At 35.5% G+C, this 21,050-nt stretch carries 19 protein-coding genes, 4 pseudogenes and 1 riboswitch; of the genes and pseudogenes, 4 read left to right on the top strand and 19 right to left on the bottom strand.

All coding sequences use genetic code 11. The features are described 5' to 3' along the window. Positions 1-366 precede the first annotated feature (366 nt). From ACEWFJ_RS11880 to phaZ, 10 genes and pseudogenes are all read right to left on the bottom strand, one after another. Complete coding sequence (locus tag ACEWFJ_RS11880; protein WP_473688589.1) at positions 367-1,746, bottom strand: sensor histidine kinase; 1,380 nt, start codon at positions 1,744-1,746, stop codon at positions 367-369. A gap of 1 nt (position 1,747) precedes the next feature. Next, positions 1,748-2,419, bottom strand: coding sequence for a response regulator transcription factor (locus ACEWFJ_RS11875; RefSeq protein ID WP_098310774.1), 672 nt, complete (start codon positions 2,417-2,419; stop codon positions 1,748-1,750). Positions 2,420-2,513: 94 nt separating this feature from the next. Then, positions 2,514-3,761 (bottom strand): DUF1015 domain-containing protein, encoded by a 1,248-nt coding sequence (locus tag ACEWFJ_RS11870; RefSeq protein ID WP_473688587.1) that lies wholly within the window; start codon positions 3,759-3,761, stop codon positions 2,514-2,516. 163 nt (positions 3,762-3,924) lie between these two features. Further along, positions 3,925-5,098: pseudogene (locus ACEWFJ_RS11865) on the bottom strand (3-phosphoglycerate dehydrogenase family protein). Positions 5,099-5,110: 12 nt separating this feature from the next. Then, positions 5,111-6,193 (bottom strand): 3-phosphoserine/phosphohydroxythreonine transaminase, encoded by a 1,083-nt coding sequence (gene serC, locus ACEWFJ_RS11860; RefSeq protein ID WP_473688585.1) that lies wholly within the window; start codon positions 6,191-6,193, stop codon positions 5,111-5,113. A 427-nt stretch (positions 6,194-6,620) separates the two neighbouring features. Further along, on the bottom strand, positions 6,621-6,812 hold the full coding sequence (locus tag ACEWFJ_RS11855) for a DUF378 domain-containing protein (protein WP_098310778.1): 192 nt from the start codon (positions 6,810-6,812) through the stop codon (positions 6,621-6,623). A gap of 137 nt (positions 6,813-6,949) precedes the next feature. Further along, complete coding sequence (locus ACEWFJ_RS11850) at positions 6,950-7,150, bottom strand: NETI motif-containing protein (protein ID WP_098310779.1); 201 nt, start codon at positions 7,148-7,150, stop codon at positions 6,950-6,952. 4 nt (positions 7,151-7,154) lie between these two features. Beyond that, on the bottom strand, positions 7,155-8,330 hold the full coding sequence (locus ACEWFJ_RS11845; RefSeq protein ID WP_230576322.1) for an MFS transporter: 1,176 nt from the start codon (positions 8,328-8,330) through the stop codon (positions 7,155-7,157). A 111-nt stretch (positions 8,331-8,441) separates the two neighbouring features. Then, on the bottom strand, positions 8,442-8,744 hold the full coding sequence (locus ACEWFJ_RS11840; protein WP_473688583.1) for a hypothetical protein: 303 nt from the start codon (positions 8,742-8,744) through the stop codon (positions 8,442-8,444). Between the two features lie 78 nt (positions 8,745-8,822). Further along, positions 8,823-9,719, bottom strand: coding sequence for an intracellular short-chain-length polyhydroxyalkanoate depolymerase (gene phaZ / locus ACEWFJ_RS11835; protein ID WP_473688581.1), 897 nt, complete (start codon positions 9,717-9,719; stop codon positions 8,823-8,825). A 198-nt stretch (positions 9,720-9,917) separates the two neighbouring features. On the opposite strand from phaZ, the gene ACEWFJ_RS11830 reads away from it, so the two are divergent. From ACEWFJ_RS11830 to ACEWFJ_RS11820, 3 genes and pseudogenes are all read left to right on the top strand, one after another. Further along, positions 9,918-10,334 (top strand): MarR family winged helix-turn-helix transcriptional regulator, encoded by a 417-nt coding sequence (locus ACEWFJ_RS11830; protein ID WP_098310783.1) that lies wholly within the window; start codon positions 9,918-9,920, stop codon positions 10,332-10,334. A 17-nt stretch (positions 10,335-10,351) separates the two neighbouring features. Continuing rightward, positions 10,352-11,551 carry an MFS transporter gene (locus ACEWFJ_RS11825; protein ID WP_473688579.1) on the top strand — a complete coding sequence of 400 codons (1,200 nt, stop codon included), beginning with the start codon at positions 10,352-10,354 and terminating at the stop codon, positions 11,549-11,551. 91 nt (positions 11,552-11,642) lie between these two features. Beyond that, positions 11,643-12,904: pseudogene (locus tag ACEWFJ_RS11820) on the top strand (serine hydrolase domain-containing protein). A gap of 39 nt (positions 12,905-12,943) precedes the next feature. Here the strand turns inward: ACEWFJ_RS11820 and ACEWFJ_RS11815 are convergent. From ACEWFJ_RS11815 to ACEWFJ_RS11805, 3 genes are all read right to left on the bottom strand, one after another. After that, positions 12,944-13,312 carry a hypothetical protein gene (locus ACEWFJ_RS11815; RefSeq protein WP_473688577.1) on the bottom strand — a complete coding sequence of 123 codons (369 nt, stop codon included), beginning with the start codon at positions 13,310-13,312 and terminating at the stop codon, positions 12,944-12,946. Next, positions 13,309-13,884: an NAD(P)H-dependent oxidoreductase gene (locus ACEWFJ_RS11810; protein WP_473688575.1), complete on the bottom strand. Its 576-nt coding sequence runs from the start codon at positions 13,882-13,884 to the stop codon at positions 13,309-13,311. The genes ACEWFJ_RS11815 and ACEWFJ_RS11810 overlap by 4 nt, the downstream gene beginning before the upstream one ends. Before the next feature lie 292 nt (positions 13,885-14,176). Beyond that, a complete protein-coding gene (locus tag ACEWFJ_RS11805; RefSeq protein ID WP_473688573.1) occupies positions 14,177-14,476 on the bottom strand; it encodes a hypothetical protein in 300 nt (99 codons plus the stop codon). A gap of 67 nt (positions 14,477-14,543) precedes the next feature. Next, positions 14,544-14,642: riboswitch (SAM riboswitch) on the bottom strand. A gap of 145 nt (positions 14,643-14,787) precedes the next feature. Here ACEWFJ_RS11805 and ACEWFJ_RS11800 point away from each other — a divergent pair. Beyond that, positions 14,788-14,979 carry a hypothetical protein gene (locus ACEWFJ_RS11800; RefSeq protein ID WP_473688571.1) on the top strand — a complete coding sequence of 64 codons (192 nt, stop codon included), beginning with the start codon at positions 14,788-14,790 and terminating at the stop codon, positions 14,977-14,979. Between the two features lie 217 nt (positions 14,980-15,196). Here the strand turns inward: ACEWFJ_RS11800 and ACEWFJ_RS11795 are convergent. The 6 genes and pseudogenes from ACEWFJ_RS11795 to ACEWFJ_RS11770 all read right to left on the bottom strand — a co-directional run bounded on the left by ACEWFJ_RS11795 (position 15,197) and on the right by ACEWFJ_RS11770 (position 21,040). Next, positions 15,197-15,918: pseudogene (locus tag ACEWFJ_RS11795) on the bottom strand (YwiC-like family protein). 220 nt (positions 15,919-16,138) lie between these two features. After that, positions 16,139-16,603: a VOC family protein gene (locus ACEWFJ_RS11790; protein WP_473688569.1), complete on the bottom strand. Its 465-nt coding sequence runs from the start codon at positions 16,601-16,603 to the stop codon at positions 16,139-16,141. Between the two features lie 482 nt (positions 16,604-17,085). Beyond that, positions 17,086-17,772, bottom strand: a complete 687-nt coding sequence (locus ACEWFJ_RS11785; RefSeq protein ID WP_473688567.1) for an ECF transporter S component — start codon at positions 17,770-17,772, stop codon at positions 17,086-17,088. Then, positions 17,748-19,397 (bottom strand): annotated as a pseudogene (locus ACEWFJ_RS11780) (ABC transporter ATP-binding protein). The gene ACEWFJ_RS11785 and the pseudogene ACEWFJ_RS11780 overlap by 25 nt, the downstream one beginning before the upstream one ends. Then, on the bottom strand, positions 19,376-20,254 hold the full coding sequence (locus tag ACEWFJ_RS11775) for an energy-coupling factor transporter transmembrane component T (protein WP_473688565.1): 879 nt from the start codon (positions 20,252-20,254) through the stop codon (positions 19,376-19,378). Before ACEWFJ_RS11775 ends, ACEWFJ_RS11780 begins: the two are co-directional and overlap by 22 nt. A gap of 6 nt (positions 20,255-20,260) precedes the next feature. Then, positions 20,261-21,040, bottom strand: coding sequence for a DUF4430 domain-containing protein (locus ACEWFJ_RS11770; RefSeq protein WP_440603958.1), 780 nt, complete (start codon positions 21,038-21,040; stop codon positions 20,261-20,263). Between the last annotated feature and the right edge of the window lie 10 nt (positions 21,041-21,050).

The raw sequence follows: 21,050 nt of genomic DNA, 5'->3' as shown, positions 1-21,050 counted from the left end.
TATTGGGATCTCGCCAAATCTCTATCAATTTAAGAAACACACTCTTCTCCAAAACGATAAAAATGAACTTCGGTGCTATAAAAACACAAAATTTCCATTTAGATGGTGCTTTAAAATCTTAGCTTGATAGGTATGTGGTGGTACCCCTATCGTATAGAGCAACCTAAATAAAAGGAGCCTATATCGAAAGTTACTTAGTAATTTTCGATATAGGCTTTTAATTATAATACTTAATTGTAGTTATATACCTTTAACCTCATAGCTCCTTTTTTGTTGTTAACTAAGTGTGTAATGCACTGCTAAATTGTACACTTAGTTATTATTTGTATCTTCAAATCAAAATCATTACATAATTTGTAGAATCTTTTACGCTTTCGGAAGCTGAATTGTAAACGTGGTACCTTCTCCTTTTATACTATGTACAGTAATAGTGCCTTCATGAAGATCAACAATTTTTTTCACAATCGAAAGGCCTAACCCACTTCCTTCAATTGTTCTATTTCGCGCTTCATCAGCTTTGTAGAACCGCTCAAAAATCTTTTCTATCTCCTCTTCACTCATACCTAGCCCTGTGTCAGAGATAGTAAAATGCAATTCCGTTTCTTTCTCTTCCCCGTAAAATGAAATGGTCCCGCCACTTTCTGTAAATTTAATGCTATTCGTCAATAAATTTGTCCACACTTGATGGAGCAAATTTTCATCTCCATACACTTGTATACTTGGAACATCCAATTCAATCGCGACATCTTTTTCACGCCATTGCCACTCTAACATAAAAATAACATCTCTTATTTGTTTTCCAGCATCAAACATTTTCTTATCCAAAACTTGTTCTTCTTTATCTAGAGATGCAAGCGTTAATAATTGTTTACACAAACTAGACATACGTCTACTTTCTGATTCAATAATTTTCAAATAACGCTTACGTTCTGATTCACTCATATCATTTGTTTGTAAGGTCTTCGAAAATCCTTGAATTGACGCAAGAGGTGATTGAAATTCATGCGAAACGTTTGAAACAAACTCTTGCCGCATCCGATCTAAGTCCTTTAAGCTTTTTGCCATTTTACGAAAACTGACAGCCAGTGTTCCAATTTCATCTTTTCGATATTCTGGCAGGGCTATTTCATACTCTCCATTTGCAATTTTCTTAGTTGCACTCGTAAAAAGTTGAATAGGACGTACAATAAACCGTGCTGCAATTACAATACAAATAATACTTATTACAACGGTTAAACATATTAATGCAGCAAAGAAAATGCGCATTTCTCCAAATTGCTGTTGAATATCAGGACGAATAAAGAGCGCATAGTTTGTCCCATCATGTTGAATCGGAATCCCAATACTATTTAAAAGCTCATTATCAAAAAAACCTGTTATAAATAACCGTGCAGGGTACGTTGAAATACCATTATATGTGTGCCCGTTTAATACACTCTCTATTGTTTCTTTACTCACATTAATTTTTCGAAATGCATTCCCATATCGCTTCCCCTGTTTTTGATCATCTACAACATAAATTTCAAAACCAAGATTAGAAATAGATTGTAAATACTCCTCTCGACTATGTTCATCAGACTTTTCATATAAATGTTTAACTTCTTGGGCGTATTTTAAAATCTTTTCACTGTTATATGGTTTCAAATAAATATGATAATACACATTAGATAATAAAAAACCAACTACACTACTGGCTAACATAATAACGATAGAAATCATAACAAATCGTGAATACAATGATCGCATTTTATTTCAACTCCAATTTATATCCAAGACCACGCACCGTCTTAATTTGAAAATCATCTGTCCGTTTAGAAAAACGATCACGCAATCGCTTAATATGTACATCTACGGTACGTTCATCTCCCGCAAAATCAACTCCCCATACAAGTTCAATCAATTCTTCCCGAGAAAAAATTCGTCCTGGATAACTTGCAAGCTGTGATAGTAACTCAAATTCTTTTAGCGGTAATAAAATAGTTTGTTCTTGACAACGTACTTCATAGCTTTTCCGATCGATTGTCGTTCCATGTAATTGAATAATATCTGCATTTAACATTTGATAACGACGTAACAATGCTTTCATTCGAAATAATACTTCCGCCGGTTCAAACGGTTTTACAATATAATCATCCGTTCCAACAGAAAAGCCCTTTTCCTTATCTATTAACTGATCTTTTGCCGTTAACATAATAACTGGTATATCATAATATTTTCTAATTTCTTCACAAAGTGTATAACCATCCATATGCGGCATCATAATGTCAACAATCGCCAAATGAATTGTTTCTTTCTCTAATATAGACTGTGCTACTTTTCCATCTTCAGCTTCCCACACTGTATAACCTTCTTTTTGAAGGTGATAACGTAGAAGTTCTCTTATATGTAAATCATCATCAGCCAATAAAATATGTATCATATATCTCGAGTCCTTTCCTTCAGTTAGTACGACTTTACATTATAAGATTGATACAAAATATGCAAGAAAAAAGAGAAAGCAATCTGCCCCTCTTCTACTCTAACGAATGAATAAATAAACCGCTGCGAAGCTTCGGTTCAAACCACGTTGACTTTGGCGGCATAACTTCTCCTGCATCCGCAATATCCAGTAAATCTTCCATTGTTGTTGGATACATGGAAAAAGCAACAGTCCACCCTTCCTCATCAACCATTCTTTCTAGCTCTTTCAGTCCGCGTATTCCTCCTACAAAATCAATTCTGTCATTTGTACGAGGATCGTCAATATGTAAAATCGTATGTAACAATTGTTCTTGTAAAATCGATACATCTAATCTTTTTACAACATCATTTGCATCAAACATATTTGGTTTTGCAGTCAGCTTATACCATACTTTATTCAAATACATCCCAAATGTATGACGCTCTGCTGGTTTATATGGTACTATATTTGCTTTTTCTACATAAAAAGATTGAGATATTTCTTGTAAGAATTGTTCTTCTGATAACCCGTTTATATCCTTTACAATGCGATTATAATCCCAAATCGATAATTCATCTTTCGGGAAAAGTACAGATAAAAAGTAATTAAATTCTTCTTCACCTGTATAACTAGAATATGCTTCGCGGCGCATCATTCCAACTTTCACAGCAGATGCTGAGCGATGATGGCCATCAGCAATATATAAAGAAGGTATTTCCTCAAACTGCTCTATTAATGTAGTAATGACTCTTTCTTCATGAATTATCCACGCTTTATGCCTAATTGCATCATCTGCTGTAAATTCATAAACCGGGCTATGCGTTGCTTTCCAATTCGCAATTACATTTGCAATTTCACTTTTCCCGCGATATGTTACAAAGATTGGTCCTGTATGAGCATTACATACATCAACATGACGAATGCGATCTTTTTCTTTTTCAGCTCTCGTCCGCTCATGTTTCTTAATGGTGTCGTTCATATATTCATCAATCGATGTACAAACAACAAGTCCAGTTTGAGAACGACCATTCATTGTAAGTTCATAAATATAAAAACATGCTTTCTCTTCTTGTATAAGCACACCTGTTTCAACCATATGTTGTAAATTTTTCTTTGCTTTCTCATACACATCGTTATCATAAGGAGAAATAGATAAACTTAAGTCAATTTCAGCCTTATCAATATGCAAAAATGAATAAGGATTATTTTTTGCAATTTCTCTTGCTTCACTACTATTGAGTACATCATATGGAAGAGCAGCCACTTCTTTTGCGCGCTCTTGTACAGGGCGAATTGCCCGAAATGGTTTAATTGTTGCCAATGAAATCTCTCCTTTATCCCGCTATTCGCGGGCAGTAAGCCCCGCCACCTCAAGATTCAGAGGGAAGCGAAGAAGATAGGTGGGGGATAACTGCCCGTAAAAGCCTGATTGGTTCAACAAACCATTAGTAGGGGATGAAGCCCCCACTGATGGAAGTTTCACTTTATACAATCATCCGTACTGCTACGACACCTGTAATGTTTCTAATAGTTGCAACAACATCTTCTTTAATAATATCATCTATACCATTATCAATATCAATCATTGTATATGCAAAAGAGCCTTTACTACGGTTGACCATATCTGCAATATTAATATGATGCTCTGCCAAACACGCTGTAATTTGGCCCATCATGTTCGGAATATTTTGATGCGCAATTGTAATTCGTTTCTTTCCGATATAAGGAAGTTCTACATTTGGATAATTAACCGAATTACGAATATTACCAGTTTCTAAAAAGTCTCGCAGCTGCCGAGATGCCATAACCGCACAATTTTCTTCTGACTCATTGGTAGATGCTCCGAGATGCGGTGTTGCAATGACATTTTTCATTTGTAGCACACGCTCATTTGGAAAATCTGTTATATAATGCTTTACAATGCCCGCCTCAAGTGCTTGTTCTAATGCTGTTTCATCAACAAGCTCTCCACGAGAGAAATTTAAAATACGAACTCCCTTTTTCATTACTTGAAATGCATGTTTCATTTATTATGTCTCGCGTTTGTTCAACTAATGGAACGTGTAAGGTAATATAGTCACATGTTGCAAAAATTTCATCTAAACTGAATGCTCGCTGCACTTGTCTAGATAACCGCCAAGCTGTTTCAACAGAAACATATGGATCATAACCAACAACATCCATCCCTAGTGATAGAGCATCGTTTGCAACAAGAGCTCCAATCGCTCCTAGTCCAATAACGCCAAGTCGCTTTCCTGCAATCTCTGAACCAACATATTGCTTTTTCCCTTTCTCGACAAGCTGTGGTACCTCTTCCCCTTGCAAATCTTTTGTCCACACAATCCCATCTACAAGATTACGAGATGACATAATTAAACTTGCAAGTATAAGTTCTTTTACCGCATTCGCATTAGCCCCTGGTGTATTAAAAACAACAATTCCTTTCTCTGTACAGCGCTCAACTGGTATGTTATTTACACCTGCTCCTGCCCTGGCAATGGCCTTTAACTGTTCTGAAAACTCCTCATGATGCAATGAATAGCTGCGCAGCAAAATACCATCAGGCTGCTCAATTGTTTCTCCTACACTATATGTATCTGTTGAAAAAGTAGCAATCCCTTTTTCAGCAATTTGATTCAACGTTTGAATATGAAACATTTCTTCATCCCCTTATTTGTGTTTCTTTTCAAATATATGCATAAAATCCACAAGCGCTTGTACGCCCTCTACTGGCATTGCGTTATAAATACTAGCACGCATACCGCCAACAGAACGATGCCCTTTTAATGTTTCAAAACCAAGCTTTTTTGCTTCTTGTATAAACAATGCATCCCGTTCATTTGAAGATGTTGTAAATGGAATATTCATTAAAGATCGATACGTAGCATTTACTGGTGAAGTGAATAAACTTGACTCATCTAAAAAGTTGTATAAAATTGCTGCTTTTTCGTGATTTCTTTTCTCTATTGCCTGCACACCGCCTTGCGCTTTCAGCCATTGTAAAACTAACTTTGTTACATAAATGCTAAAGGATGGTGGAGTATTATAAAGTGAATTATGTTTACTGTAAGTTTCATAGTTTAACATCGTCGGACAAGCAGAATTTGCAGAGCCAATTAAATCTTTACGAACGATAACAACTGTTAATCCTGCAGGCCCTAAATTTTTCTGTGCTCCGGCATAAATAAGGCCGAATTTTGTTATATCATACTCTTCGGATAAAATATTTGAAGACATATCAGCAACAAGTGGGATTTCTCCTGTTTCAGGAATATTGACATAACGTGTACCTTCAATTGTATTGTTCGTTGTAATATGCACATAATCTATTTCTCGTGAGAAAAGTGTGCTATTTATCTCTGGAATGGATTTAAATTGATCATTTTCTGAAGATGCAACAACCGAAACAGTTCCGATTTTTTCCGCTTCTTGAATCGCCTTTTTTGACCAAGAACCTGTATGTACATATGCCGCTTGCTTATATCGGTGCATTAAATTTAGTGGAATCATGGAGAATTGTAAAGATGCGCCTCCTTGTATAAAAAGCACTTCATAATTTTCAGGGATATTCATTAATTCACAAAGTAGATCTTTCGTTTCGTCTATAATGTCCTGAAATGCTGTAGATCTATGGCTCATTTCCATTATAGACATACCTGTTTCATGATAGTTCAATAGTTCTTTTTGTACCTGCTCTAAAACGGGTATTGGAAGTATAGATGGTCCAGCTGAAAAATTGTATACTCGATGCATCTCATTCTCCTCTTTCTTTTATATTTATAAATTTTTAAACTTTCTGAATTATAACGCATATAAAATACTCGGTCAAACTGTTTTTCTCATTTTATTCTAAGACGTATTGGAACCGTTCGCACAAGTAATTTTTCATAAAGTGAAACTTCCATCAGCAGAGAGTTTTCCTCATCCTCCACCGATAGAAAATCCATCCAATTGGACTCTCACAGCTGTTATCTCTCACTTATCTCCTTTTTCTTCAGATGGGAGCCTTACTCCCCGTTAATGCGAGATAACGCAAAATTCTCCACTAACACTCAGTTGAATCCATCAAACCACACGATCCCCCCATCTTCTATCCTTCTAAACATTGAAGAAATCGAATGAAAATACAAAAAGTGTTAAGCACGTCTGCTTAACACTTTAAATAATAGTTGTATAATTGCTAATTACTTGCAAAAAAACGGTCGTAAATTTGGTACAGAGCAGAAAGACCAAATAGCCAATAAACAGTGTCAACAAGTGCTGATACAGAACCAAAAAGTTTTTCTACGAGATTAAAATCTAGCGCAACAAATAACCAATTCAAACCGCCAATAATCACCAGAATTGCTGTAAGGTAAGACAAAAATTTCATTATGATTGCCCCCTCGGTGAAAAATGGTGAAAGGCCTTTCGCTATATTATATGTGGTATATTCTTAAATTTGCACATTTTTTCTAAAAACATTTTTAAATATTAAAACAGAAATAGAAAGTTCTTCGCAAGACCTCTTTATTTTACCTTTCCTTCAAATACTATTTTTCGTCCACACGGCTCTACAACAGTTTTCCCCTCTCTTTTTACCTCATGAAAAATAGGCTCTTCCATTCGACGGGAAGGTGTATATCCTTCTTTTTCCATTCTCTCTAAACACTGTGCAATTGTTTCATCTGGTAATACTTCAAATTTTTTCTTTTTTAATTGTTTTGTCATTGTTTTACCTACTTTCTACTTTCCTTACCATTGATTGACTTCTCATATATGTCATATAAATAATCGATATAACTGCCATGACGATCATAACAGCAAGAAAAAAGCTTGTATACTGTATTTTCTCTATAAACAGTCCACCTAATACAGGACCTGTGATGCTTCCGACACTAAAAGCAATTCCGCACAAAATGTTTCCTGCTGGTAGTAAGTGCCTTGGTAATAAATCTGTCATATAACCGAGCCCAAGTGAAAAACATGATCCAATGACCATACCCCCAATTAACATAAACGCAAATACAAACCCATAATACTCATCAAATACAGCTGCTAATAGAAAAATCAATGTACTAATGCTAAACGACCATGTTAGAATACGCTCCCTTCCAAATCGATCGCTAAGCATACCAAGTGGAATTTGCGTAACAATTCCACCAATAGCAAACGCTGGTAATAAAAATGAAATTTGTTCAACTGACCAACCTTTCCGCATTGCGTATACAGGCAAATTACTATTAAGCATCGCTTCCAATGCTCCATAAGCTAATGGTGCAAGCAGTGCAATCCAGCCAATCATCAACACTTTTTTATAGCGCTGCAAAGAAGATTCACTTTCTTGATTCACTTCACCTTGATCCGGGAATGTATTTTGCGTCGGAATCAATAATAACCAGCCTATTAAACAAAGAACTGTCGATACAATAAACGGAGTTGTAATACCATATTGTACTGTACTTGCTAGGTATGGTCCGATTGCAAAACCGATACCGAAAAATGCTCCGTAAATGGAAACTTGTTTTCCTACTTTATGCGGACTTGCAGTCGTTGTAATCCATGTTTGCGTCCCAACATGAAGCATATGATCTCCTACTCCAACTAAAAAACGAAGAACAAACCACACCCAAAAAGAAAATGTTTGTGTAAATAAAAATAGTGCTCCAACAACAATAAAGCCCCCAATTACTATAAGAGGCTTCATCCCAAACTTTTGCATCGGTTTCTCAAGCCAAGGTGAAATAACAAGAATACCAATATATAATGCCGTAGCATGAATACCATTAAAACTTGAGCTAATTCCTTCCTTCTCAAAAATCATTGCAATTGCCGGCAACAACATTCCTTGTGAAAGTCCAGATATTGCAACAATTCCAATCATAACCCAAAATGTATACCTTCTCCCCATTTTATTACGCTCCCTCTTTGAACTCACATCCTTTATTATAGCTGTTTTATCCATAAATCGTATACTCTCAATTTTCACAAAAATTAAGCTAGAAGTCCAAACTTCTAGCTCTCAGCCGTCCCATGTTTGAGCTTTCACATATTTCTGCATATGATTTGAAATTGATTTCAAATTTGGGATATACACAGCGGGTTGCTGCACAACTACACCTTGTACTGGATTCGAATAGATTACATAATACTTCGTTCCATATACTGGAGGGAATGTTTGAAAATATAATTTCTGAATATGCATATTAGTTCCATTTAACAAAGGCTGCATATGCACAGCTCCATAACGAATAGATGAGTAAACAGTTGCTCTTGGAACATTTGGCGATATAAATATAACTGGTTCAATATAAAAAACATCCATAATACTTCTCCTTTTAGAAACCGTAACTCTACATTATATGTTATTTATTCATAAAAGGAAGTGGATAGGAACCATTTACTACCTTTCCAAAAACGTAATCGTTTCATTTATAAATATCCCTAGACAATCAATAAAAGGAGAATGTCCACAATCTTTTAGCACGACTAATTTTGCATTTGGCAGATGCTTTGCTAGCTCTTCACCAACCGCTTTTGGAACAACATAATCACGATCACCTTGGAGAACTAATGTTGGTACTTGAATGCGATTAATATTCCCATTCCCAGCTACAACTCCATTATGCTCATCTGATATATTGAATGTTACAAGCGCATAATTTACATCAACAAAATTACGCTGCGTTAACATATCATCAAGATATTTTTCATACCGCTCTGGATCAGGTTGATGCTTAGTGTAGATAAGCAAATTCCATATAGTGCGATAATATTGCTTATTCATTTGTTTTAAAGCTTCCACAACAGGTACAATTTGAACAGGATCTTGCGAAATTTCTTCTTTTGTTTTCAATAAGTTTGAAACAATTGGCTGACCGTTTATATCCTTCTTAAAAATCGGATATCCTTTCATCCCTACAGATTCAACTAGTATGAGTTTTTTCACATCCATCGGATAAGAAGCAGCAAACTGCATTGCAACTCCTCCACCCATTGACCATCCTACCAATGAAAAATCTTTCAATTGCAATTCATCCACAAACAGCTTTACATCTTGCGCAAAATCGTTTAATGAATCTATAGGCTGATGGTAAGTTGAAAAGCCAAAACCACGTAAATCAAGAGCAAAAATATGATAAGAATCTTGTAACTGTTCGATAACTAAATCCCAATGCTGTGAAGATGTCATATTCCCGTGAATAAGCACTAATACTTCTGTTCCACTTCCCACTTCTTGATAGGCAATTGTTTCGCCATTTGATAATACTACTGACTTCATAATTGTAGGTTTAATCATCCTCTTTCCCCCTCAAAATTATCAATTACACATAATTTAAAAGACAGAAAATTCTCAACTTTATAATACCATACGGAATATACGTTCTCAATCTAAAAATTAACGTACTTTTAACATAAGCGTGGCGCACAGACTACTAGACAATTCAGAAAAAAGGGATATAGTTAGCTAGGCAACTAATTAGGAAGGAAGAAATATATGGACGAAAAACAACATTTTTTTCACGTCGTCAGTCAAACTTCTCGGAAATTTTCCAAAAAGTTTAATGAACGTGTTTCTCCAACTGGTTTATACAGTGCACAGTGGGCTGTAATCTTCAGATTGCATCAGACTGGACCTTGCACACAAACTGAACTATGCCAATATTTAAACGTTGAATCACCAACAATGACTCGCACTTTAACACGCATGGAATCGATGGGCTGGATCACTAGAAAAGAAGGAACGGATCGACGCGAGAAGCTCATTTCTTTATCAGAAACAGCACTAGCAATGATTCCAATGTGGCAGGAAGAGGTAGACTCATTTGAGGAAAAAGCACTGCAAGATATTAACGATGAAGAACTTCGTCGTGCTTTTCACGTACTACAAAAAGTAATTCGTAATCTAGATTAGAAATTGGAGGGATGACTATGAAAAGTCAAAGACTTTGGGCGAAAGACTTCATCGGAACATGTTTGAGTAGTCTATTTCTCTTTTTAACATTTTATATGCTCATGACAACCTTACCCATATATGTCATCGACGGACTAAAAGGAAAACCTGAAGAAATGGGTCTTGTTGCAACAGTGTTTCTAATTTCTTCTGTACTATGCCGACCATTTACAGGTAAATGGCTCGATGATTTAGGAAGAAAGAAAATTTTATTTATCTCTCTTTCACTCTTTTTAGCTGCAACAGTAATGTATTTCGGTGCTCAAAGTTTATTTTTATTACTCGCTTTGCGCTTCTTACATGGTATCGGATTTGGGATGGCAACAACAGCTACTGGTACAATCGTAACAGATGTAGCCCCGGCCCATCGACGCGGTGAAGCACTTGGTTATTATGGAGTATTTATGAGTTTACCAATGGTTATTGGTCCTTTTTTAGGATTAACTATCATTTCTAAATTTTCGTTTACAGTTTTATTCATTGTTTGTTCTATATTTTCTATGCTTGCTTTTCTATGCGGACTACTAGTAAATATTCCTGACGAAAAAACAACTGTAAAGAAAGAAAAGAAACATATGCAATGGAAAGATTTAATCGAGCCTTCAACAATTCCAATTGCTATCACAGGCTGCGTGCTTTCCTTTTCCTATAGCGGTATCCTTTCATTTATCCCGGTTTATGCAAAGGAACTTGGCATGGCTGATATTGCAAGTTATTTCTTTGTCGTATATGCAATTGTAGTTGTTATTTCTCGTCCTTTTTCAGGTAAAATATTTGATCGATTCGGAGAAAATGTTCTCATTTATCCCTCTATTATGATATTTATGATTGGAATGTTCACTTTAAGTCAAGCGCAAACGCCATTTTGGTTACTTGCTGCCGGTGTACTTATCGGTATAGGATACGGAACCTTAATTCCGAGCTTCCAAACAATTGCAGTTAGTGTCGCTCCGCACCATCGACGCGGATCTGCAACAGCTACTTATTTCTCATTTTTTGATACAGGTATGGGTATCGGATCTTTCGTACTAGGTATTATCGCAGCACATTCAAGCTATCATAATATGTATTTTATCTCTTCTATTATCGTTGCATTTACATTACTTATTTATTATTTTCTTCACGGACGAAAACAAAAGTTCAAAAAGCAAACAACACAAGGAAAATTATCTGCTTAATGATATAAGAGAGAGTAAACTTCTATGTTTACTCTCTTTTTTTGCTCATTAAGAAACTTATCCTTATAATGAAAGCATAAGGAGGCTTGTTATGAAATTCAAAAAATCCCCTCTAATTTTAATCGTTTTTATTTTTTTATTTATATTAACCGGTATGAGTTTTACGTTATTCAAACAAAATAAAGGGTTTTCCTCAAAACAAACAGTAACGAAAAAAACTGGTTAAATGATCCATATCTTCGTTGGTCGTATTCACATATGCGAGAATTTGCTTCCACAAAAGTTGTCGCTAAAAATCAAAATTATGTATCTTCTCTTCCAACTAACTTGGAAAATTTAGATGATTTACATATTACAGATGAAAATAATGATAATACGACCGTTCTTCAATTATTAGAAAAATACAAAACAGATGCTTTCATTGTCCTGCACGATGATAAGGTTGTATATGAACGATATTTTGATGGATATAAAGAAAATGAACCACACGGTATGGCTTCGTTATCAAAAGTATTTACAGGGTTTCTCATTAGCACACTCATTGAAGAAGGAAAGCTACAGCCCGATATAACTGCAGAAACTTACGTAAAAGAATTACAAGGAACACCATTTGGAAAGGCAACAATTCAGCAACTACTAGATATGCAGGTTTCAGTAAAATACCCAACTCATGGCTTTAAACAAGCTGGATTAGCTAATCAAGATGCACAATTATATTTAGCGAGTAATCTTCTTCCTCGCGGCAAAAACTATGATGGACCGTTAAAAATTTATGACATGTTACTAGAAGCAAACGAAACTGCTGCTCCTGGAGAGAATTTTTCATATGATAACGGTTCCGCCGAAACGCTTGGATGGGTGATTCGTACTGTGACAGGAAAATCCCTAGCAGACATGGTAAGTGAACATTTTTGGTCACAAATTGGAGCAGAAGAGGATGCTTATTATGTTGTTGATGAAACAGGGGTAGAACAAGCCAGCGCAGGATTAAATGCAACCGCTCGAGATATGGCAAGGTTCGGAAAAATGATTGTGGACAATGGCGTATATGACGGAAAGCAAATTATTTCTTCTTCTATCATTGATGAAATTAAGAATATTAAAAAATACGAACTTCCAGTTGGAGATGGTGAAGCATATTCTTATCATAATCAATGGTGGATTCCCCATAATGAACATGATGCCTTCGAAGTACTTGGGAGTTATGGACAATGCTTATATATTGATCCAACTGCAAATATGGTTATCGTTCATTTTTCATCAAATGCTAATCATAACGGAGAAATACAATCCGCATATAGTGATATGTATTTACAAATTGCAAAACACTTACAAAAAAGAACCTCCAATTAGGCTTTAACTTTCGAAGTTTTTGTTACAAAAAGAGCTGTCTTATGGCAGCTCTTTCTCTATGATCGTAATTACATTTTCCCATTGTTCTTCTGAGAAACACAAAGGTTCTAACTGAAATACCATCGAACACAAGTCTTCTATATAATAGACGTTTGCCTGTAAAAATTCCCATCGAAGCAACTTAGGTATATACAAATCTGCAACTTGTTGGTTTTGTTCTACTAAAATGTCTACTTCTCTCTCACAAATACCTCTTATAAGATACTCTTCCCGCACTTCTTGTTTAACTTTAGAAAATTGCTTGCTATTCTCTTTTATCCTAAATAAACAAGAAAGATAAGAATAAAACAAATCATCTTCTCTTTTACATACACTCATAATTTTATAAATCTGTTCCTTATTTTTCATAATTTTGCCGCCTTCTCATATATCTTTTGCAGCCATTTCTCTCTTTTTTCTTGTTTACTATTTTTCACAGATTGAAATACAGAACGCTTTATGTTACGTATCCCACAAAAGTATAATATTCCTTTCTTCATTACAATCCATTCAGCTGATCGGTATAAAAGTGCAGCGTACCATAAAGGAGAATCTAGTGTATAAATCACCCATGCTTGTTTTCCTGTAAGTAATCCTTTAGGCATTATCCCTTCATATTTGTAAGCAAAACCTGAAACAAATACTCGGTCAATAAATCCCTTTAATATCGCCGGCATACTCCACCACCAAACTGGGTAAATAAAAATGAAGTAATCTGCCTCTGCAACTAATTCCCTATATTCCCCTGTTTCTTCCTCATGCACTAAATCTCTTCTCTTTTTTGTCTCGTTAAAGGTTAGAACAGGATTAAATTGTTCCTTATACAAATCAAGAACGGCTACAGAGTGACTTGTTTTTTGTAATCCTTGTTCCACATGTTTCAAAATAGCAGCGTTGAAACTTGACGGGTTTGGATGCGCGTATACAATCAATATGTTCATTGTAAACAACACCTTTCCTTAAATTTCCTTTTGACTTTTATTGGATTCACATGCTATTCTAATATATGTCAAAGGGCAAGCCCCTTTTACAAAAGCAATGACACCTATTCGGCGATGGTGTCTTTTTTATTTGTTAGCCGAGAACGCCCATCTTTCGGGGCACATTTAATTTTTGAACACTACACACTCAGCACCATTTCCTTGTAAAAAGACTGCATAGTACAGTCTTTTTATCTACATACCTCAAAAGTGAGTGAATTTTCAAATAAATTATAACATAAAAAAAGAGAGATCAACTCCCTCTTCTCTCTTTTACTATGTAGTAAATCCCCTTATCATCTATATATTTGTGTGGCTCTGCTAAAGTAATTTTCCCATCCAGTTTTAATTCATCAAGTAACCGTAATAAATAAAATTGCTGAAGCATCTTTTTCGCAAATTTCCCTTTATGTTCAGAAGCAATATACTCTTGAATATCCAATAACGTAATCGGCTCTTCTTGTTCTTCCATATATTCGTAAATTGCACTTCGCAATGTAATATATTTCTCGATTGTCACAGCTATGTCCACTCCTTTCTTCTCGTTGTCCATCTTTCATTATCGGTTTTTTTGCAATAAAAAACCTCTTCGATAAGAAGAAGCGGAACATATCTCTTCCTTCTTATCTTTCAGAACAAAAATGTTCTGCTGGAATTAGCACCTGCATTGCGGTTGCTGGGTTTCATCGGGCCAGTCCCTCCACCTCTCTGGATAAGAAAATATTCACTTTAACCCTCACTATAACGAATATAACCAAAAAAGTCAATTCTTATAAGAATTATCAGGATTCATTTTTTGAAAACTATTATATTTTGTTTCGTTTTGCTCATACTACAAATGTATAGACCAAAGGAGGTGCAATCATGCAAAAAAATGCACGTGGTCATGTTCAAGATTCTTGCCAAGCTTTACATGAAGCAAAAAACTGTTTACAAAGCGCCTTGCAAACAGTCGAGAAATCAGATAATCGTCAACGTATTGAACAATCTTTACAAGCTGTCCAACATGCGCTGCAACAGTGCGATAGTACGGCAAATATTTTATCTCAAGAATAAAGTGAAATTTCCATCAGTGGGGGTTTTTTCATCCTCCACTGATGGTTAGTTGAACCAATCGGGCTTTTACGGGCAGTTATCCCCCACCTACTTTCTTCAATCTTCTCAAAATCTTGAGGTGGGGGACTTACTGCCCGTTAATGCGAGATAAACAATTCCTAACAATAAAAAGTAAGCACGTATGAATCATGCTTACTTTTTATTCATTAATTTAATATCAACCCTTAAATTGAAATAATACTGTAGTAGCAATGAAAAAATAAACTGAATTGACGATTTCCCACACACCAACTTTTAAAACAGTTACTTTTTTACCATATAACACAATAGCGCGAATGCAACTTGGAATAAACGCAATGACAAACCAAGGAGACACAATGAACGTACCAACTACAAGTGATAAATGGTATCCCCATGAAATCCAACGATATGTTGGATTTTTCTTTTCTCGAATCATCGTTTTCACATAGAACGTGCTTCCCAGAAAGTATAAAAATGAAACAAGTGCGATTAGCCATGCTGTTTCATCAATTGTTTTCATTGTGAAATAATAACTGATCATTCCGCCAATACAAAAAACGATAATAGCACTAACATCATTCAGTAGTGCTCGCTCATTCTTTTGACACGCAAAAAAAATGTTTACAAAAAATAATGGAAGCATATATATTGCAAAAAAAGAATACGCCATTCGTATGTAAGTGGAACTATACCAAACAAAATAGCAAGACTAAAATAAATGAGCGTCCAGTGTAAATAGCGTTTTTGTCGCTTTTGTTTCATATACATCAAAAAGGGATATGTTGCTAGATAGACAAATAGCCATGCTAAAAAAAGTGGTATGTGCTGCCATGTCGCTTTGCCAATTAAAGCACTAAGCAAAAATGGGATAAGAAGCATCGCCCATGCACCATGTTGTTTTGGAATCACTGGCTTTATCATATAGACACCTCAACTTCGAAAATCATTCTCAATGTTTATTATATATAATCAATCCTGCTGTTTCTGAGGAAACTTTGTCTATAATTAAACATTTTGTGGGTTAAACATGCTAAAGAAAGGATCAACCCTATTGAACTCGCCAATTGATTCATAGAAAAGTAATTTTATAACACCGTAGCTCCATATTTTTAAATTCTACACCATTAGAATTTTGTTTTTAAACGTTTCGATTAGCAACTTCTTTTTCCCACTCACTTAAGTATGGTACATATCCAAGGTCATTTGGTTCATCTGATAATAAAGAAATAAACTCCAGCTTATTTCCATCATAATCGAGAAAGTAAACACTCGCTGCCGGCATCCAGCTTTGGACAATGGGTTCTTGATTCCCTTTTCCTTGGCTTCCAATCACTTCTATCCCTCTCTCTTCCAGCCATATTTTGGACTGTTTTAAGAAATTCAATTCTACCTCGAAAGCGAAATGATTGAGCTGAATATAAGCATCTGTTGGCACTTCCCATAATCCCAGCATTTGTCGTCTATCTTCTCCTATCCAAAAAAAGGCCACTTTCCTTTCAGGTGATTTTCTCGCTAGCTTTAATCCAAGTTTATTTTGGTAAAAATCAACTGCTCTCTCTAAATCCCTTACATGTAAATGTGTTTCATATATACTCTTTATCATGTTTTACATCCCTTCTTCGTACTAATGCAATAAATTCCAACTGCTGGAAATGGGCGTTTTCCCCATACGTTAATTAGTTGCAGCGATTATGCCAAGCCAACAGTTATCACGCATCTCCCACCTTGTTTTTACTCAATTTTCCGATAGGGAATTTATATACAAAAGGGGAAATCTGAAATATCACTCTCTTTATCACTACCAGTATATAGATATATCATTATTGCAACATCCATCTGTTGTATCATCTTTCTATCTATGAGTGTAGTACCATAGTATGAGAAACAAAGTATGAATTGGATTCTAATACCTAAATAGTTAATTAGAAATACACTTACTTATAAATAAAAAAGACACCCCTTACATCATGTAAGAAGTGTCTCAAAAGGCGAACGAATATGTAAGTCGCGATCCTACAGTATATATTTATGCCTTATAAAAAAATTTATTCTCTATTTACTTGAGAAAACGTATATTGCATTCTCTTATTCTAATATACCGTACTTCTTCTTAAAGCGTGCCAATATTTTAATCCAAGATGTGCTAAACACCAAAAGAAAAAATACATTTGAAAGCGCATGTGCAAGATCAAAATAAAAACTTGTAATGTATGCCTTTATAAAAGTATCCCATGTTAGTTCTTTCAAAAAACCAATAAGAAACCATAAATTCATAATCCAGTTAAAAGCAAATCCTGCAATAAATCCAAAAAGAACTCTTCCCCATAATGTTTTCATCATCCACGTATGACGCAGCAGTCCTGCTGAAAAACCCATCATACCCCAGCAAAACATTTGCCATGGGGTCCAAGGTCCTTGTCCTAGGAATATATTAGAAACTAACGCAGCTGTTGCACCGATAAGAAAACCTGTCTCACTACCAAATACAATTGCTGATACAATAATAACAAACGAAGTTGGTTGTACACTCGGAATGATAGAAAATGGAACGCGGCTAATCGCAGCAATTGCCGCTAGGACAGCTACAAGTACAATTTCACGCGAAACAAAAGCTTTTTTCTCAAAACGCACATAAAATGGCAACATAATCACAATTAAAAGGAACAGACTGCACCATATATAATATTGATCCGTCACAAAAGACGTAAATATAAGTGTAATAATCAACACTAAAAAAACGACTACAACTATACCAGCATATCTTTTGGACACGCCTCAAACACATCCTCCCATGTTAAAGCATACGGCAGTTGTTTACGAATAAAACGATTAACAGATGTTGTATAAAAAAGTTCTCACTAAAAAAACGTGCCGGTGTGTCTTCCATAATAATTTTCCCATCAAATAACATGATACAGTTATCTACATATTTCGCTGCAAATTCAATATCATGCGTCGCCATAACAATCGTCGTTCCTTCTCTTTGTAATTGCTGAAACAACTTGCCCAGCTGTTCTTTCTTCCCTGGATCTAATCCCTTTGTCGGTTCGTCTAGTAATAATAGATTTGGCTTTGACAATAACACTGTACAAAGAGCAATTAATTGCTGTTCTCCGCCGCTACAATCATGCGGATGGCGATTACGAATATGCAAGATTGAAAACTTCCGAAGCATTTCTTCTACTTTTTCATTCGCTTCTCTTTTATATAATTGTTGCGCACGGATAAAAAGCTCGTCCCAAACAGTATCATGTGTAAAATGGTAGTAAGGGTGCTGCGAAACATAACCGATTTTTTAAAGCGCTCTTTCACTTCCGTTTTATGAATGGGCTTTCCTTCCCAAACTACTTTTCCTCTGCGACACTTATGTAATCCTGCTAAAAGCGTTAATAACGTTGATTTCCCAGTACCATTTTTCCCAACAAGCGCTGTCCATTGTCCCTGTTTAACCGTCAGCATCAAATCCTGCAAAATAAACGGTCCATGCTTTTCATATTGAAATGAAACGTGTTTTGCTTGTAATAATACATGTACCTTTTCTGTATGCTGCGATGGTATATCATACTGAAATTCATTTAAAATAGAGGAAATTTGTTTCTGTGCATCACGTACTGTAAACGGAACGTGTTCAGCCTTCCATTCTAAAAACAAACGTGGAATTTGCGGGATATATGGACGAAACTCTTCTACTTTCCACATTTCTAGAATTACTTCACTTGGATTTCCATCATAAACAATTGTACCTTCATCCATAAAAACGATTCGGTCTGCCAGAGGAACCACTTCGTCTAAACGATGTTCACTCATAATGATTGTAATTCCTAATTCTTCATGAATTCGTTTCAATAGTCCTAAAAAATCTTTTGCTGCAATTGGATCTAGCTGTGCTGTCGGTTCATCTAATAGCAACAATTTAGGCTGTAAAACAAGTACAGCAGCTAAATTTACAAGCTGCTTTTGCCCTCCAGATAACGTATGTACAGATTGATGCAACATATCTTGAAACCCTAAAAAACTGATTAATTCAGCAATTCTTTTTGAATGACCGTTGTTTCATAGCCGACATTCTCAAGAGAAAATGCAAGTTCTTGAATAACAGTATCCATCACAAGCTGATTCTCTGGGTTTTGAAACACCATGCCAATTTCTTGAGCCGATAATAAGTCTGGTATTGTATGTAAAGATTCTCCATCATAATACATGCTGCCTTCTCTCATTCCAATTGGGAGAAGTTCTTTTTTGAAATGTTTTAATAACGTCGTCTTGCCGCAACCAGAACGTCCTGCTAACACGACAAATTCTCCATGGGAAACCGATAAAGATACATTACATAAAGCGGCAGACTCCTCGTCTGAATATGTAAATGAAAGTTGTTTTATTTCTGCATGCGCCACCATAACCACTCCCTCCCTTCTACTAAAATTGGTAGACTTATATACATTAGAAATGGAATAAACAAAAACAGATCATTTTGTTGCAAAAGGAGTGATTCTACTTTTGGATAAATCGTTAAAACACCATATCCTATACTTACTCCGAAAAGGCAATATACAAATAAAATTACTAACAAAGTAAGGACAAGCCAATCTCTATGTTCCATACGGTATCGAATATATGTACTTCGTTTTGTCACTCCAAATCCTCGTGCCTGCATAGAATCAGCGGTTTGAAGGGCTTCTTCTAATGAACAAACTAATAATACTTGCAAAAGCTTCATGCCGTTCTGTGCCCTTTCTTTCAGAGAACCCGCATCCACTTGAACTCCTTTTGTCTTTTGCACAAGTGTAATATTGGTGAGACGTCTCATAAATAAAGGTACGAAGCGAACTGTAATCATTGTAAGCAATGCTACTTTCGGAGAAATACGGGAAAATAAATATAAAAACTTATGACTCGATATCATTTCATTATAAGAAGTAAACGTAAACATAATACCAACCAACGATAACGCCATTGTGCATCCATATGTTACAGCTTCTAATGTAATTGGATTATAACCAATATAAAATAAAATCGTACTGCCTCGATGTGTTAATAACGGATTAGCTATCATAATAATAAAAGCGAATAGAAGTATACTAGGCAACATTTTTCTCAATTTTTCTCCATTACCTTGTATAATATTTAATATAAGAATCATACAAATTGCACCAATTAAAAAAACAGGGTGAAGACATACCATACATAGTATAATCACCCCTACATAATACAAAAAATTGACAAGTGGATGCATAGAAGAAAACGCTAATCTCATTACTTGTTACCGATTTTCCTTCCTATAATCTAACGCATAAAACCATTCAATTTTATCTCCTTGTTTCACTTTATACTTGCCCGCACTTATATTGGCATTAACTCCATTTACACTATACATCCAACCACTTAGGTCGCCTTTATCTTTTTCATATAAGTTATTTATCCCGCGAACATATACGCTACTTCCAGATCCACTAGCTTCCATTTGAATCCCTTTTTGCTTCATTGTACGAGCTAATACCTTAAAAACAGTATCTCCCTCTTGAAGTTCTACTTCCGTTCCCCCTAAGATCGTACTTTGATCATCACGTACGGATATCGTAACCGTCTTTACCTCTTGTTGTGGTTGTGATTCCGTTTTTGGCTCTGGAGCAGGTTGTACCGGTGAAGGAGTCCCTTCAGAATGACCCTGTACAGACTGTTGGTTTTCAGCTGTTTGTTGTACATTTTCCTGCTTCGGCGTTTCTTTCGGCTCATTTACAACTTTAGATTTTTCTTGAGACTGTGCTTTTTGCTCTTGATTTTGTGATTGTTCTACGTTTTGTTTTTGCGCTGGATTTTGTTCGATAGATTTTGAATCTGCAGCTTTTTCTTCTTGAGATTTCTCTTCTTGTTTCTGTTCTTGTTTCTGTTCTTCTGAAGATTGCTGTTCCTGTTTCTTTTCATCTTTTTGCTCTGTTTGTTTTGCGTCTGTCTTTTTATCTGTCTTTACCTCATTTTGACTACACCCAGTGATTAAACTAAATGAGAAAACAAACAACACAAGCCATTTCAGCATTTTCATAATTTCTCAC

Source organism: Bacillus sp. EA-CB0995, assembly GCF_055814245.1.
This window is presented reverse-complemented; position numbering and strand designations above follow the sequence as displayed.